Genomic DNA, 16,634 nt, shown 5'->3' on the forward strand with positions numbered 1-16,634 from the left:
AGAGTCGAGGACACGGCATGGTGACGACGAGGACGGGCGGCGCCCCCGCGCCGCTCGCGGTGCGCGAGGCGGCCTGGCATCTGCCCGAGCAGCGGGTGCCGGTCGGCGAACTGCCCGAACTGGCGGGCCTGGACGGCGGGCGCCGAACCACGCTGGCCGGCCTGGGGATCGACACCGTGGCCGTCGACCGCGAGCTCGGCCCGACCGGGCTGGCCGAGCGGGCGGCCCGCAGCGCGCTCGCCGGCGCCGGGCTCGCCGCCCAGGACCTGGACGCCCTGATCGTCGTCGACTCCCGGGCCCCCGAGACCCTGCTCAGCTCCGAGGCGACCAGGCTCCAGGCCCGGCTCGGCGCCGACCAGGCCGTCACCTTCGGCGTCGGCGGCCTCGGCTGCGTCTCGCTCGGCCCGGCCCTGCTCGCCGCCCGCGGACTGCTCGCCGCCGACCCGGACGTCCGGCACGTCCTGGTCGCGCACGCCTCCACCCCGGCCACTCCCGGCCGCTACCGGCACCCCGTCACCGTCAACGGGGACGCCGGGCAGGCCCTGCTGCTCGCCCGCACCGGCCCGGTGCGGGTGCTCGACCTGGTCCAGGAGACCAACGGCGCGTACTGGGACCTCTTCCGGGTGGACTACCGGGACCGCCCCTGGGAGCGCTGGCAGGAGGAGTGCCGGGACCTGCCCGGCTACTCCTTCCGGCTCGCGGTGGAGACCAGGAACCGGCTCACCGCGCTCCTGGAGCGGCTGCTCAAGCGGCACGGCCTCGACCGCGCCGACGTCGCCGGCTACGCCAGCCAGAACCTCTCGGCGGGCGGACTGCGCTTCCTGGCGGAGTCGCTGGGTGTCGAACTCCTGCCGGAGTGCCGGGAGAACCTGGCCCGGTACGGCCACCTGGGGCCGAACGACGTCTTCCTCAACCTCTGGACGGCGCTGGCGAACGGGCGGCTGGCCGAGGGCGACCGGGTCGTCCTGGTCAACGTCAGCCCGGTGGCGGCCTGGAACCTGCTGCTGGTGGAAATCGGACCCTGGGAGAGCACCGCGTGACCGACACGGCAATCGAGATACGGGAGTTCCTGACCGTCGCACTGCGCCGGCCGGTGGCGCCGGACGAGGACTACTTCGCACTGGGGCTCGCGGACTCGCTGTTCGCGCTGGAGCTGGTGGTCTTCGTCGAGGAGCGGTTCGACATCCGGATCGAGGTGGACGACCTCGACCTGGACTCCTTCCGCACCGCCGAGCGGATCGCCGCGCTGGTCGAGCGCAAGCGGGCCGGCCTGGGCGCGGGCGGGGAGACGGGGGCCGGCTGTGCCGCCCACGGCTAGCGAGACCCGTCCGTCCGCCCCGTCCGACCTGGGGGCTCCGGTGGTCGACGCCGCCGCCGAGCTGGCCGCCGCCGTCCGCGACGATGCCGCCCGCTGGGACGAGCAGGGCGCGCTGCCCGACGAGGCCGTCCGCGCGGTGGCCGCCGCCGGGCTGCTCGGCCTCGACCTGCCCGCCCGCCACGGCGGCGCCGGCGCCACCCCGGCCCAGCTGGGCGAGGCCGCCGCGCACCTGGGCGGCGTCTGTGGCGCCCTGCGCGCGCTGCTCACCGTCCAGGGCATGACGGCCGCGGCGCTGCTGCGCTGGGGCGGCGAGGAGCAGCGCGCGCGGTGGTTGCCCGCACTGGCCTCCGGCGAACGCCTCGCCGGCTTCGCCGCCACCGAACGGGAGGCCGGCAGCGCGCTCGCCGAGGTCGGGACGCGGATCGAGGACGACGGCGAACGGCTGGTCGTCACCGGCGCCAAGCGCTGGGTGACCTTCGGGCAGAGCGCCGACGTGTTCCTGGTGCTGGGGCGCACCGACGCCGGCCCGACGGCCGTCCTGGTGGAGGCCGACCGGCCCGGGATCGTCCGCGAGCCCGTCAGCGGCCAACTCGGCCTGCGCGCCGCGCGGATCGCCCACCTCACCTTCGACCGGGTGCGGGTGCCCCGGGAGAACCTGGTGGCGCCGCCCGGGCTGGGCCTGACCCACACCGCCGCCGTGGCGCTGGACCACGGCCGGTTCACGGTGGCCTGGGGCTGCGTCGGCATGGCGGAGGCCTGCCTGGCCGACGCCGCCGAGCACGCCGCGCGCCGGGTCCAGGGCGGCGTGCCGCTGGCCGGGCACCAGCTGGTGCGCTCGCTGCTCGCCCGCTCCGCCGTCGACACGGCGGCCGCCCGGGCGCTGGCCGAGCGGGCCGCCGAGGCCCGGGCCGGCTCGCCGCTGGGCGCCGCCACCGAGACCGTGGTCGCCAAGTACGCGGCGTCCGGGGCGGCGAAGGCGGTCGCCGACCGGGCCGTCCAGATCCTCGGCTCGGCGGGCTGCGAGCCCGGTGTCCGGGCCGGCCGGTTCTACCGGGACGCCAAGGTGATGGAGATCATCGAGGGCAGCCCGCAGGTCGCCGAACTGCACATCGCCGACCGCCTGCTGCGCCAGGGGGTGCGCCGATGACCGGGCCGCAGCAGCGCGGGGCGGAGCAGGGCGGGGCGGAGCAGGGCGGGGCGGGGCAGAGCGGGGCGGGGCAGAGCAGGGCGGAGCCGACCGTCAAGGTCCTGGTCTGGGACCTCGACGACACCCTCTGGGACGGCACCGTGCTGGAGGGCGACGATCCGGTGCCGTTCCCCGCCGCGACTGCCGCCCTGCGGGCGCTGGACGAGCGCGGCGTCCTGCACGCCGTCGCCAGCCGGAGCGACCGGGCCGTCGCCACCGCGCACCTGGAACGGCTCGGACTGCACGAGCTGTTCACGGTGCTGGAGATCGGCTGGGGGCCCAAGTCGGGCGCGGTGCGCCGGATCGCCGAGACCATCGGCATCGGGCTGGACACCGTGGCCTTCGTCGACAACGACCCGGTCGAGCGCGCCGAAGTGGCCGCCGCCCACTCGGTGGTGCGCTGCTACCCGGCCGAGCAGGTCGCCGCACTGGCCGAACTGCCGGAGTTCCGGCCCGAGTTCGTCACCTCCGACGCCCGTGAACGCCGGTTGCGTTACCGCGGCGAGGCGCTCCGCACCCAGGCCCGGGAGGATCACCAGGGCACCCCCGAGGAGTTCCTCGCCTCACTGGGGCTCGAACTGGTGATTCGTCAGGCCGGGCCGGACGACCTCGCCCGCGCCCACGAACTCACCGTCCGCACCCACCAGCTCAACACCACCGGCCGGACCTACGGCCTGCCGGAGCTGCGCGCGCTGTGCGACTCGCCCGACCACCGGGTGCTGGTCGCCGAACTGACCGACCGGTTCGGCGACTACGGCACCATCGGCCTCGCGCTGAGCGAGCGGACCGGGCACCGGGAGGGCGACGGCCCGGCCGGGCCGGCCGAGGTGCTGCGGCTGCTCCTGCTGTCCTGCCGGGTGATGTCCCGGGGCATCGGGCCGGCGCTGATCGGGCACGTCGTGCGCGCGGCCCTCGTCGAAGGGCGCCGCCCGCTGGCCGAGTTCGTGCCCACCGACGTCAACCGGGTGATGCTGGTGAACCTCCGGTTCGCCGGGTTCACCGTGGTGGGCCAGGAGGGGGAGGGCCGGCTGCTGCTCGGCTACCCGCCCGCCGCTCCGCCGCCCCCGCCGCCGGGCCACCTGCGGCTGATCACCCCGGAAGCGGCCGAGGCACCCGAGGCCCCCGAGGCGCCCAACGCCCCTGTCGCCCTTGAGGCCCCCGACGCCCGGAACCGGCCGTGACCGGGCCGGAATCCGTCGTGACCAGGAAGGACACCGTGCACCCGCAAGACACCCAGAACCGCGAGGCAGGCGAGGCCCGGGCGGCCCGCACCGACCGGATCCCGGTCGGGATCGTCGGCGCCGGCACGATGGGCACCGCCGTCGCCCAGGTCTTCGCCGCGGCCGGGCACCCCGTGGTGGTGGTCGACCGGCAGCGGGCCGCCCTCGACGCCGGCCCCGGCCGGCTGCGGGACGGGCTGCGCGCCGCGCGGCTGCTCGGCCGCCGCCCGGCCCCCGGGGAGGCTCGTGCCGAGACCCCCGGCGAGGCCCGCCCCTCGGCGGCGGAGACCGTCGAACTGGTCGACTGGACGGACGAGTTCGGGCGCCTCGCGGTGGCCGGCTTCGTGGTGGAGTGCGCCTCCGAGCGGCTGGCCGTCAAGGAGCGGGTGCTCCGGGAGCTCGACCGGGTCTGCGCCCCCGCCACGGTGTTCGCCTCCTGCACCTCGGCGATCCCGGTCGAGCGGCTCGCCTCCTACACCGACCGGGCCGACCGGGTGCTCGCCACGCACTTCATGAACCCCGCGTACCTCAAGGAGACCGTCGAGGTGGTGCGCGGCCCGGCCACCACCGCCCGGACGCTGGAGACCACCCTCGCCCTGCTCGCCGGGGTCGGCCGCCGCGCCCACGTCGTCCGCGACTCGCCGGGTTTCGTCTCCAACCGGGTGCTGATGCCGATGGTCAACGACGCGGCCGCCCGGGTGCAGGAGGGCGTGGCCGACGCGGAGACCGTCGACCTGATCTTCCAGGAGTGCTTCGGTCACGCCATGGGCCCGCTGCGCACGGCGGACCTGATCGGGCTCGACACCATCGTCGACACCCTCGACGTCCTGCTGGAGACCACCGGCGACGAGCGGTTCCGGCCCTGCGACCTGCTGCTCGACCTGGTGCGGCGAGGACACTTCGGCCGCAAGACCGGGCTGGGCTTCTACGCCTACGGGACCCGCCCGTGACCGCCGGCCGTCCTGCCCCCGACGTGCTCGACCTGATGCGCGAGCGGTTCCGTACGCTGCCCGACCGGACCGCCGTGGCGGTCGGCGATCAGGATCTGACGTATCGTCAACTCGATCTCGAAACAAGTGCGTTGGCGGGCCGGCTGGCCGCCGCCGGGGTCGCCCCCGGTCGGCTCGTCCTGATCCACCGCCGCCAGGGCGTGCGCACCGTCGTCGGCATGCTGGCCGCGCTGCGGCTGGGCGCCGCCTGGTGCGTCCTGGAACCCGAGCGCCCCGCCGCGATGGTGCGCGCCCTGCTGCGCGACAGCGGCTGCGCCGTCCTGGTGTACGACGACGGCGACCCGGCCACCCCGCCCGCCGCCGTACGGGAGTTGACGGCCGGCTGCGGGCAGCCCGTCACGGCGGTGGCCGAGAGCGGATCGGCCCCGGCCGTGTCTCCGGCCGCCGGCCGGTCGGACGCCGTGGTTCCCCCGACCGCACCGGCCTACGCCGTCACCACCTCCGGGACCACGGGGGAGCCCAAGGCCGTCCTGGTCTCCCGCGGCGCGCTCGCCCACCTGGTCGCCTCCCGCGCCGAGGACCCCGCCGCGACCACCTTCACCGCCTCCCGGCTCTCCTGGGACGCGCCGCTGCTGATGCTGTTCCACACGCTCTGCGGCGGCGGCACGGCGGTGCTGCCCGACGAACGGGCCCTGCCCGACCCGGAGGCCGCCGCCGCGCTGATCCGCCGCCACCGGGTCGAGGTGGCGGTCAGCCCGCCCTCGTTCCACGTGCTGGTGCTGCCCCACCTGGCCGGCGCCGACGCCCACCTGCGGCAGTGGATCGTCGGCGGGGAGGCGCTGTCGGCCGCGCAGGCCGAGCGGCACCGGGCCGTCCTGCCCGGCACCCGGCTGGTCAACGAGTACGGCGCCACCGAGACCACCGTCACCGTGCTCGCCCAGCCGGTCGCGTCCGCGCCGCTCGACCCCGTCCCGATCGGGCGGTCCACCCCGGGCAACCGGATCCACCTGCTGGACGAGCGGCTCGCCCCGGTCGGGCCCGGGCGGACCGGCGAGCTGTACGTGGCCGGGCCGCAGGTCGCCGAGGGCTACGCCGGGCGCCCGGCCGAGACCGCGCTGCGCTTCCTCCCCGACCCCTTCGCCACCACCCCCGGCGCCCGGATGTACCGCACCGGGGACCTCGCCTCCGCCGACCCCACCGGGGCGCTGGTGTTCCGCGGCCGGGCCGACGGGCAGCTCAAGGTGCGCGGCGTCCGGGTCGAACGCGAGGCCGTCGAAGCGGCGCTGGAACGCCACCCCGCCGTCCGGCAGGCCGCCGTCCTCGCCGTGACCGGCCCCGACGGCGCCACCGCGCTGGCCGCGTGCTGGCTCCCCGCCGACCCCGCCGCCCCCGCGCCGGACACCACCGAACTGCTGGCGCACTGCACCGCCCTGCTCGGCGGCCAGGCCCGGCCGGAGCGCTTCGTCCGGATGGCCGGATTCCCGCTCGCGCCGTCCGGCAAGACCGACCTCCAGGCACTGCGCGCCCTGCTCGCCGAAGACCCCGGCGAGCCCGGCGGGTCCGGCGGGCCGGACGGTCTCGGCGGACGCGACGAGCCCGTCGAGGCGGACGGCGCCCCGCGGCTCGTGACGCGCTACTGGACCGAGGTCCTCGGACACGGCGACTTCGGACCGGACGACGACTTCTTCGCCGTCGGCGGCAACTCGCACCGGATCGTCGAACTCCACCTGCGCCTCGAAGGCCGCTGGCCCGGCGCCGTCCGCGTCGGCCGGCTCTTCGACCTGCGCACCGTCGCCGAGCAGGCCGCCGCCGTCGCCGGGGAGCCCGCCACCCCGGAGCCCGTCGCCCCGGCGGCCGGAGCGCCCACGGGCGGCGCCCGGCCCGACGCCGCGTACGAAGTCTGACGAACGGGAGAGAGCAGCAGTGACCAGGACCCCAGCGACGGCCCCCGCCGACACCGACATCGCCGTCGTCGGCATCGGCGCCCGCTTCCCCGACGCCGACGACCTGGCGGCCTTCCGGGCCAACCTCGCCGCCGGCCGGGACTCCGTCGGGGACATGCCCGCCGCCCGGGCCGCTGCCACCGGACTCGACCCGGACGCGGGCTACCTGCCGATGGGCCACCTCGCCGACGTCCACACCTTCGACCACGCCTTCTTCGGCCTCTCCCGGCGCGAGGCCGCCCTGATGGACCCCCAGCAGCGGATCGCGCTGGTCCTCGCCCACCAGGCCGTCGAGGACGCCGGCTACGCCGCGAGCGCCCTGCGCGGACGCCAGGTCGCCGTGGTGCTCAGCGCCGCCGCCTCCGGCTACCTCGGCGCCGCCACCGAGCCCGGCCCGCTCAGCGCCCTCGGCAACGTGCCCTTCGCGCTGCCCGCCCGGATCGCCCACGTGCTCGGCTTCGAAGGCCCCTGCTACGCCGTCGACACCGGCTGCAACGGCTCGCTCGTCGCCGTCCACCAGGCCTGCCGCGAACTGCGCGACGGCGAGGCCGAGTACACGCTCGCCGGCGGCTTCAGCCTGCGCCCCGGCGGCCTGCCCGCCCGGCAGACCGAAGGCATGACCGAACTCGTCTCCCCGAGCGGCCGCTGCCGGGCCTTCGACGCCGACGCCGACGGCACCGCCAGCGGCGAGGGCGGCGCCGTCCTGCTGCTCACCACCCTCGGCCGGGCCCGCGCCGACGGCACGCCCGTCCACGCCGTGATCCGCGGCAGCGCCGTCCGGCACAACGGCCGCGCGGCCGCCACCATCAGCACCCCGAGCGCACCCGCGCACGCGGCGGTGATCGGCGCGGCCTGGCGCGCCGCCGGGCTCGACCCCGCCCTGGCCGGCTACCTGGAGGCGCACGGCTCCGGCACCCGGCTCGGCGACGCCGTCGAACTGGAGGGCCTGGCCCAGGTGTTCGGGCCGCGCGGGTTCGGGGCGCGGGGCCGGCGGCTGCCGATCGGCTCGGTGAAGACCAACGTCGGCCACCTCGACCACGCGGCCGGGATCGCCGGCCTGGTCAAGGCCGTCCTCGCGGTCGGCCACGGCGAGCTGTACCCGTCCCTGCACTTCCGCCGGCCCGTCGACGAGGCCGCCCTCGAACCCGTCGAGGTGGTCACCGCGCTGCGCCCCTGGGAGGGCGAGGAGCGGATCGCCGGCGTCAGCTCGTACAGCCTCGGCGGCATCAACGCCCACTGCGTGGTCCAGCGGCCGCCCGTGCCCCCGCGCGCCGACCGGCGGGGCACCCCCCGGCTCGTCGGCGTCTCCGCGCGCAGCCGCACCGCGCTCGCCCGGCTCTGCGCCGACCTCGGCACCGCGCTGACCGGCCCGGCCGCCCGCGACACCGACCTCGACGACGTCGCCCTCACCCTCAACTCCGGGCGCACCCACTACGGACACCGGGTGGCGGTGCGGGCCCGCGACACCGCCGAGCTCGGCCGGGCCCTGCTCGAACGGGCGGCCCGGCTCGACGCCTCGGCACCGGCCGACGGCGCCCCGCGCGGCGGCCGGACCAGGCCGCCCGCCGTCTGCCTGCTGCTCTCCCCGGACGCCGCGCCCGACGCCCCCGGCCCGACGGAGCTGCCCGACACGCTGCCCGCCACCGGCCCGGCGGCCCGGCTGCTCGCCGGCCAACTCGCCCTCCACCGCGAGCTGTCGCGCTGCGGCGTGCCCGTGGAGACCGTGCTGAGCAGCGGCGTCTCCCGGTACGCCGCCCGGTACCTGCTCGGCACCCTCACCGCCGAGGACACCCGCGAACTCGCCACCGGCACCGGTGCCGAGGCCGCGCCGCCCGACCGGGACCGGCTCGTCGCGGCGGCCGAACGGCTCGCCGCCGCCGGACCGGTGGTGTTCCTCGACCCCGGCCCCGGCGGGGTCCTCGGCCGGCTGCTCGCCGAGCGGTTCGGCCCGGAGGGGCAGGACGGCGCCCGGCTGGTCACGGCCGCCGACGACGGGTTCGCCGCGCTGCTCGGCCGGCTGTACGAATGCGGCCTGGACCTGGACTGGACGGCGCTCGGCCCCGAGCCCGGCACCGCCCGCCGGCTGCGCCTGCCCGGACACCCGCTGGCCGCCACCCCCTGCTGGATCCGGCCCGCACCGGCGGCCCCCGCGCTGCCCGTCGTGCCCGTCGCATCCGCCGTGCCCGTCGCGTCCGCGGCGCCCGCCGTCGAGCGCGCCGGGACCGGCCCCGCCGAGGACCCCGAACGCTGGCTCGCCGAAGTCCTGGGAGAACTCCTGCACAGCGAGCAGCCGCCCGGCCCGGAGGCCGACTACTTCGAACTCGGCGGCAACTCGATCATCGCCCTCCAGCTCGCCGACCGGATCCAGACCCGCTTCGGCTTCCGCCCCCGGCTGCTCGACGTCTACGAACACCCCGCCGTCGGCGCGTTCGCCGACCTCATCCGCCGCCGGGCCGGCGCCCCCGCGGCCCCCGCCCTGCCGCCGATCACCCCGCGCGACACGCCCCCGGTCACCTCCTTCGGCCAGGACCGGATCTGGTTCCACCACCAGCTCGACCCCGGCACCACGCTCTACAACCTCCCGATGGTCAGCCTGATCAGCGGCCCGCTCGACATCGACGCCGTCCGCGGCATGTGGCACGACCTGATGCTGCGCCACGAGGTGCTGCGCTCCAACTTCGCCGAGGAGGACGACGAGCCGGTGCTGCGGATCCGCCCGGAGCCCGGCGACTTCTTCGCCTTCCATGACGTCTCCGCGGATCCGGACCCGCTCGCCGCCGCCCGCGAACTCGTCCGGCAGGCCGCCGAGCACCGCTTCGACCTCGCCCACGACCCCCTGGTGCGGGTGCTCGTGGTCCGGACGGCCCCCGAGCAGCACGTGCTCCAGGTGACCATGCACCACGCCGTCAACGACGGCGCCTCACCGCGGATCTTCGAACGCGAGCTGCCCGAGCTGTACGCCGCCCGCCGCGAGGGCCGCCCGCACCGGCTCGCACCGCTGCCGGTCCAGTTCGCCGACTACGCGGCCTGGCAGCGCGAACTGGTGGCCGGCCCGGCCCTGGACCACGAACTCGCCTACTGGTGCGAGACCCTGCGGGACGCGCCGGTGCTGCGGCTGCCCACCGACCACCCGCGCCCGGCCCGCAGGGACCACGCCGGCGACCTCGCGGTGTTCACCGTGGACGCCGCCCTGATGCGGGAGCTGCGGCGGCTCGCGGCCGACCGCTCCGTCACCCTCTTCGTGGTCCTGCTCGCCGGCCTCTACCTGCTGCTGGCCCGCCGCAGCGAGCAGGACGACCTGGTCGTCGGCATCCCGACCACCGGGCGCAACCGGCCCGAACTCGAAGGCCTGATCGGCTTCTTCAACAGCACCGTGGCGCTGCGCGCCGACCTGTCCGGCGCCCCGTCGGTGACCGCCTTCCTGCACCGGGTGCGCGCCGTGGTGCTGGAGGCCCTGGAGCACCAGGAGATCCCCTTCGACCGGGTCGTCCAGGCGCTGACGGACGAGCGCGATCCGGGCCGGAGCCCGCTGTTCGACGTGTTCTACGTGCACCAGGAGCTGCCGCCGATCCAGCAGATCGAGGGCACCTCGACCGGGTACTTCGACATCGGCCACAGCGCCGGCAACCTGTTCGGCGGCCTGCCGGCGGGCACCGCCAAGTTCGACCTCACCCTGATCACCTCCGACCGGGTCGGCGACGACGCCATGACCGCCTGCCTGGAGTTCAGCACCCAGTTGTTCACGAGCGAGACGGCGGCCGCGTTCGTCGAGGAGTACACCGAGCTTCTCCGCGAACTAGCCGCCGCCGATGGCGAGTTGCCGATCTCCCGGCTGCGGGCCGGGGCGCCGGCGGCCGTCTCCGCCGACGCGGTCCCGGCCGCCTCCGCCGAGGTGCCGGCGGCCGGCCCGCCCGGGCCCGTCCGGCTCGACGTCCCCACCGACCGCCCCCGCCCGGGCCGCCCCGACTACACCGAGCGCAGCGTGACCGTCCCGGTCGACGAGTCGCTGCGCGGCGCGATCGCCCGGTCCGGCCCGCACCCCGACCGGGTGCTGCGGGCCGGCTGGCTGGTGCTGCTCTCGTGGATCTCCGGCCAGGACGAGGTGGCGGTCGGCCTGCCCGGCGGCGCCCTGCTGCGGGCCGACCTCGCCGACGAACCCGCCTTCACCGACCTGCTCGGGCGGACCACCCCCGACGGGACGGCCGGCCCCGGAGCCGAGCCCCCGGTCCGCTCCCGGGGCGACGGCGACGGCGACAGCGACAGCGACGGCGGTGGCGGTGGCGGTGGCGGTGGCGGTGGCCACGGCGTCGGTCCGCGCGGGGCCGAACTCGACCTGGGGTGGCGGGCGGAGAGCGGCGCCGCCCCCACGGCGCTGACCGTGCACTACGCCCCCGAACTCTTCGACCCGCCGACCGCGACCGGCTTCGCCACCGGCCTGCGCGAGCTGCTGCGCGGCCTGCTCGCCGAGCCCGACCGCCCGGTCCACGACGTGGCGGCCGACTACGCCGACTACGCGGACCGGGCCGACTGCGCGGACCACGCCGACCACGCCGACGCGCCCGAGAGCGTGACCCCGCACTCCGACGACGACACCGTGAGGGCCCTGTGAGCAGCTCCACCGCCACCCCGCTCGACGCCGCCCGGCGTGCCGTCCTGCGGGACACCCCGTCCCTGCCCGCCGACTGCGTGGCGCGCCTGGTCCGCTTCGAGGGCCCGGTCGGGCCGGACCGGCTGCGCCGCGCCGTGGCCCGGGCCCTGGCCGAGCGCCCGGACCTGCGCACCGGCTACCGCGCCGCCGCCGGGGGCGGCCCCGGCCTGCTCCGCCCGGCCGACCCGGCCCAGCCGCCCGCCGTCGCGGTGATCGACCTCGACCCGGAGGAACTGGACGGCTGGCTCGCCGCCGAGCTCGTCCGCCCGCTCGACCTGCTCGGCGGGCCGCTGGTGCGCCACGTGCTGATCCGCCGGTCCGACGGCGGGCTCAGCTGGTTCCAGCGCCACCACCGGCTGGTCGACGACGACGCCGGGCTGGCCGCGCTCGTCCGCCGGGCCGGCGAGCTGTACGCCGAGGACGGCGGGACGGCCCCCGCCTCCCTCGGTACCCCCTCCTCCCTCGGCACCCCCGCCCTCGCTCCGGACCCGGACGCCGACCGGCCCGCCGACCGGGCGTACTGGCGGGAGGTCCTGGGGGCCGCCGGCCCCGAGCCCGCCGCCGCCCGCCCGGCCGGCGCCGTCGCGCCGCCGGCCGAACTGCCCTGGTTGCCGGTGGCCGACCCGGCCGCACTGGCCCGGGTCGCCCGGGCCGGCGGCGCGGGCCCCGCCGCGGTGCTGCTCGCCGCCGCCGCCGTCCACGCGCACCGGCTGACCGGCACCCGGGAGCTGCTGCTCGGACACTGGCGTCCCGCGCCCGGCCCGGGCGGCCGCGGCCTGGTCGTCCCGGTGCGCCTCGCCCCGGCCCCCGGGCTCAGCTTCACCGCCGTCCTCCGGCAGGCGGGCCGCGCCCTGCGCGCGGCCCGCCGCCACGGCCACCGGCCGGACCTCGACCTGCCCTGGGGCCCGTCCTCCGGGTACGGCCTGGTCACCGGGATCGCCGACAGCGCCGAGCGGGTGGCGTACGGCCCCGGGACGGTCGCCGTCCTGGCCCGCGCCTGGGGCGAGCCGCTGCCCGGCCTGTTCCTGCGCGCCGACCCCACCCCCGGCCCGGCGGACCCGGACGGGGCGTGGCGGGTCGCCGCCGGCGGCCACGGCGCCGACCCGGCGGCCCACCGCCGACTGGTCCGGCTGCTGGCGCGGCTGGCGGCCCGGCCCGACGAGCCGATCCACTCCTTCGACCTCGCCGGCGAGGACGAGCTCGCCCTGCTGCGGAAGGCCAACGCCACCGGACACGCGGTGCCCGAGACCACCGTGCCCGCGGCGTTCGCCGCCCAGCTGGCGCGGACCCCGTCCGCCGTCGCGGTGCGCGGCGGGGGCGAGGTGCTGGACTACGCCGAACTGGACGGGCGCTCCGAGCGGATCGCCCGGTTGCTCGCCGGCCTCGGTGTCGGCCGCGAGGACGTCGTCGCGGTGCTGCTGCCCCGCACCCCCGCCCTGGTCGCGGCCGTGCTGGGCGTGCTGAAGGCCGGCGCCGCCTACCTCCCGGTCGACCCGGGCCACCCGCGCGGCCGGGTGGAGTTCGTGCTGGCGGACGCCCGCCCCCGGGTGGTCCTGACCACGGCGCAGCTGGCCGCCGCCGCGCTTCCGGAGCCGGCCGCCGACGGCCCGTCCGTCGTCCTGCTGGACGAGCCCGCCGTCGTCGAGCCCGCTCCCGTCGAGCCCGCCGGCGCCGCGCCCGCCGAGGCGAAGCCCACCGGCCCGCTGCCCGGCAACGCGGCGTACGTCATCCACACCTCCGGCTCCACCGGGACGCCGAAGGGCGTGGTGGTCACCCACCGGGCCGTGGCCAACCTCGCCGCCTGGGCGGCGGTCGAGCTCGGTCCCCAGGCCCTCTCCCGGGTGCTCGGCTCCACCTCGCTCTCCTTCGACCTGTCGGTCTTCGAGCTCCTGGTGCCGCTGTTCGTCGGCGGCAGTGTCGACCTGGTGGACAACCTGCTCACGCTGCTGGAACGCCCGGACTGGTCCGGCAGCCTGGTCAACACCGTCCCGTCGGTGTACCAGCAGGTCGCCCGGGCCGAGTGGGTGCGCGAGCGGGCGACGACCTACGTGTTCTGCGGCGAGCCGTTGCCCGCCGCGCTGGTCCGCCAGGTGCACGCCCGCAACCCGGACGCCCGGGTGCTCAACCTCTACGGCCCCACCGAGGCCATCGTGTACGCCACGGCCGGGGCCTGCCCGCCCGGCGCGGACGGCGAGCCGTCGATCGGCGTGCCGATCGGCAACGTGCGCGCCCACGTCCTCGACCCGGCCCTGCGGCCCGCGCCGGTCGGCGTCACCGGCGAGCTCTACCTGGCCGGCGACTACCTGGCCCGGGGCTACGCCCACCGGCCGGGGGCCACCGCCGAGCGCTTCCTGCCCGACCCGTTCGGCCCGCCCGGCGCCCGGATGTACCGCACCGGGGACCTCGCCCGCTGGACCGCCGCCGGGGAGCTGGAGTACGCCGGCCGCACCGACCACCAGGTGAAGATCCGCGGCCACCGGATCGAACTCGGCGAGATCGAGGCCCGGTTGACGGAGCTGGACGGCGTCCGGCGGGCCGTGGTGGTCGCCACCGACGACGGCGAGGGCGACCGCCGCACGACGGCCTTCCTGGTCGCCGCCGAGGGCCGCCCGGCCGATCCGGAGGCCGTCCGGGCGGCGCTGCGCGAGGTGTTGCCCGCACCGGTCGTCCCGGCCGCCCTGGTCTTCCTCGACGACCTCCCGACCAACGCCAACGGCAAGACCGACCGCGGCGCGCTCGCCGCCCTGGCCGTCGGAGCCGCGCCGGGGACCACGCCCGAGCCCCCCGCCGCCCCGGCCGCCGGCCCCGTCGAGGTGCTGCGCGAGCTCTTCGCCGGCGTCCTCGGCCTGCCCGGAGTCGGCCCGGACGACAGCTTCTTCGCCCTCGGCGGCGACAGCATCCGCTCCATCAAGCTGCTCCGCCGGGCCCGCCGGGCCGGGCTGGCGCTCGCCCCGGAGGACGTGTTCGCGCACCCGACCCCGGCCGGACTCGCGGCCGTCGCCACCGCGCTCGACCCCGCCGACCAGGGCGCCGGCCGGCCCGCCGACGGCGAACTGCTCCCGCTGGACGCCGCCGAACGCGCCTGGTTGCGGGCCCGGTTCCCGGGCCACCGGGACGTGCTGCCGCTGACACCGCTCCAGGAACGGCTGCTCTTCCCCACCCAGCACAGCCAGGGCGGCGGCGGGGCCTACGTGATGCGGCTGTGGATGCTCTTCGACGGGCGGCTCGACCCGGTGGCGCTGCGCCGCGCCGTCGAGGCGCTCTGCCGCCGCCACCCGAACCTGGCGGCCGGGTTCGTCCGCCTCCCCGACGGCCGGCCCGTCCAGGTCGTCCCGGACCGCCTGCCGCCGTTCACGGAGCTGGACCTCGGCGGCCTCACGGCGGCCGAACAGGAGGCGGAGACCGAGCGGTTGGCCGCCGAGGCCAGGACCACCCGGTTCGACCCGGCCGACCCGCCGCTGATCCGCTTCACCCTGCTGCGGCTGGGCCCCGGAGAGGGCGTGGGAGCGCAGCGGTACCGGCTGGAGGTGGTCGCCCACCACACCCTGATCGACGGCTGGTCCAACCAGCTCCTCCTGCCGGAGCTGTTCGCCCTGTACCGCGACCCGGCCGGACTGCCCGAGCCGGTGCCGCTGCGCGCCCACCTGGCCTGGCTGGCCGGCCGGGACCACGAGGCCGCCCGCCGGGCGTGGCGCGAGGCCCTGGCCGCGCCGATCGAACCCACCTTGGTGACGCCGCCCGGGCTGCCGCCCGCCGACGGGTGGCCGGGCCGCCGCTACCGGCCCCTGGGCGAGGAGCGCACCGAACGGCTCGGCGCCCTCGCCGCTGCGCTGGGCATCACGCTCAACACCGTGCTCCAGGCCACCTGGGCGCTGCTGCTGGCCGAGCGGACCGGCCGCCCCGACACCGTGTTCGGGATCATCGTCAACGGCCGCTCGCCGGAGCTGCCGGGCTCCGAGTCCGTCATGGGCTTCCTGATCAACACCCTGCCGCTGCGGATCACCCTGCGGCCGGAGGAGTCGCTGGCCGGGCTGCTGACCCGGGTCCAGCGCGAGCAGGTCCGGATGATCGCCCACCAGCACCTGGGAATCCCCGCGATCCAGCGGGCGACCGGCCTCGGCGAACTCTTCGACACCGTCATGGTGTACGAGAACTTCCCGCAGTCCGGCGACCAGGGCGACGCGCTCCCGGGGGTGCGGATCACCGGCTCGGGCAGCGAGACGGCCGCGCACTACCCGCTGTCGCTGATGGCCATCCCGAGGGAGGGCGGGCTGGAACTCGACATCCTGCACCGGGAGGACGCCGTCGACGCCGAGGCCGCCGACGCCCTGCTCGCCCGGCTGCTGGGGCTGCTCGACACCCTCGTCGCCGAGCCGGACACCACCGTCGGCGCCCTCGGCCTGCTCGACTCCTGGCCCGCGACCGCCGGGCCCGCCCGCACCCCGCTCCCCGCCGACGCCACCGCCGACGCCGCCGATCCCGCCCCGCCCGCGGACGGCCTGGAGCCCATGCTGGCCACCCTGCTGCCGCTGCGCTCGACCGGCACCGGCGCGCCGCTGTTCTGCGTGCACCCGGCCGCCGGGATCGGCTGGACGTACGCGGCGCTGCTGGGGCCGCTCGGCGACCGGCCGCTCTACGTCCTGCAGTCCCGCGGCCTCGACGGCCGGGGGCCGCTGCCGGCCAGCCTGGAGGAGGTGGCCGAGGACTGCGTGCGGGAGATCCGCGCCGTCCAGCCCGACGGGCCCTACCACCTGCTCGGCTGGTCGTTCGGCGGCCTGGTCGCCTACGCCGTGGCCGCCCGGTTGCAGGAGCAGGGCGCCGAGGTGGGCCTGCTCGCGATGCTCGACAGCTACGTGCTCGCCGACCTGCCCGCCCGCTCGGAGGCCGAGGTGCTCGCCGAGCAGGGCCACGTCCGCAACGCCCTGCTGCGGCTGACCGGCGTCGACCGCCCCGCCGACGCGCCCGCGCCGACCGCCGAGGAGTTCCTCGCCCTCGCCAAGGACTCCGACTCGCCGCTCTCCGTCTTCTCCGAACACCACCTGACCGCGCTCGCCGAGGTCTACGACAACAACGTCCGGCTCGGCCGGGCCTTCCGCCCCGGCGGGTACCGCGGCGACCTGCTCCTCGTCGAGGCCGTCCCCGAGACCAGCGGGCCCGTCCAGGACCCGGAGAGCTGGCTGCCCCACCTCGACGGCGGCCGGCTGCTGCGGCACCGGACCGACCACGGCCACCAGGAACTCGGCGGCCCGGCCGCCCTCGTCGACCTCGCCCCGGCGCTGCTCGACCGGCTCGGCGACCCGACCGGGCCACAGGGTCCGCAGGGGCCGCACCAGCCGCACGAGCCGCACGAGCCGGAGAGGAGCTGAACC

Annotated in this window: 8 protein-coding genes; all 8 read left to right on the forward strand. The window is 77.4% G+C overall.

Going from position 1 to position 16,634, the window contains the following annotated elements; translation table 11 throughout:
• The first annotated feature begins 17 nt into the window (after positions 1-17).
• The 8 genes from AB0O19_RS27850 to AB0O19_RS27885 are packed head-to-tail and all read left to right on the forward strand — an operon-like array spanning position 18 to position 16,631.
• Positions 18-1,040 carry a 3-oxoacyl-[acyl-carrier-protein] synthase III C-terminal domain-containing protein gene (locus AB0O19_RS27850; protein ID WP_363623364.1) on the forward strand — a complete coding sequence of 341 codons (1,023 nt, stop codon included), beginning with the start codon at positions 18-20 and terminating at the stop codon, positions 1,038-1,040.
• A complete protein-coding gene (locus tag AB0O19_RS27855; protein WP_363585108.1) occupies positions 1,037-1,318 on the forward strand; it encodes a phosphopantetheine-binding protein in 282 nt (93 codons plus the stop codon). Before AB0O19_RS27850 ends, AB0O19_RS27855 begins: the two co-directional genes overlap by 4 nt.
• Complete coding sequence (locus AB0O19_RS27860) at positions 1,302-2,465, forward strand: acyl-CoA dehydrogenase family protein (protein ID WP_363623366.1); 1,164 nt, start codon at positions 1,302-1,304, stop codon at positions 2,463-2,465. Before AB0O19_RS27855 ends, AB0O19_RS27860 begins: the two co-directional genes overlap by 17 nt.
• Positions 2,462-3,685 carry an HAD-IIIC family phosphatase gene (locus AB0O19_RS27865; RefSeq protein ID WP_363623368.1) on the forward strand — a complete coding sequence of 408 codons (1,224 nt, stop codon included), beginning with the start codon at positions 2,462-2,464 and terminating at the stop codon, positions 3,683-3,685. The genes AB0O19_RS27860 and AB0O19_RS27865 overlap by 4 nt, the downstream gene beginning before the upstream one ends.
• 17 nt (positions 3,686-3,702) lie before the next feature.
• Positions 3,703-4,674: a 3-hydroxyacyl-CoA dehydrogenase family protein gene (locus AB0O19_RS27870; RefSeq protein ID WP_363623369.1), complete on the forward strand. Its 972-nt coding sequence runs from the start codon at positions 3,703-3,705 to the stop codon at positions 4,672-4,674.
• Positions 4,671-6,578, forward strand: coding sequence for a non-ribosomal peptide synthetase (locus AB0O19_RS27875; protein ID WP_363623371.1), 1,908 nt, complete (start codon positions 4,671-4,673; stop codon positions 6,576-6,578). Before AB0O19_RS27870 ends, AB0O19_RS27875 begins: the two co-directional genes overlap by 4 nt.
• A 19-nt stretch (positions 6,579-6,597) precedes the next feature.
• A complete protein-coding gene (locus AB0O19_RS27880) occupies positions 6,598-11,226 on the forward strand; it encodes a condensation domain-containing protein (protein WP_363623373.1) in 4,629 nt (1,542 codons plus the stop codon).
• Complete coding sequence (locus tag AB0O19_RS27885; RefSeq protein WP_363623375.1) at positions 11,223-16,631, forward strand: amino acid adenylation domain-containing protein; 5,409 nt, start codon at positions 11,223-11,225, stop codon at positions 16,629-16,631. The genes AB0O19_RS27880 and AB0O19_RS27885 overlap by 4 nt, the downstream gene beginning before the upstream one ends.
• Positions 16,632-16,634 lie beyond the last annotated feature (3 nt).

The sequence above is a fragment of the Kitasatospora sp. NPDC091276 genome (assembly GCF_040684355.1).
GTDB lineage: Bacteria > Actinomycetota > Actinomycetes > Streptomycetales > Streptomycetaceae > Kitasatospora.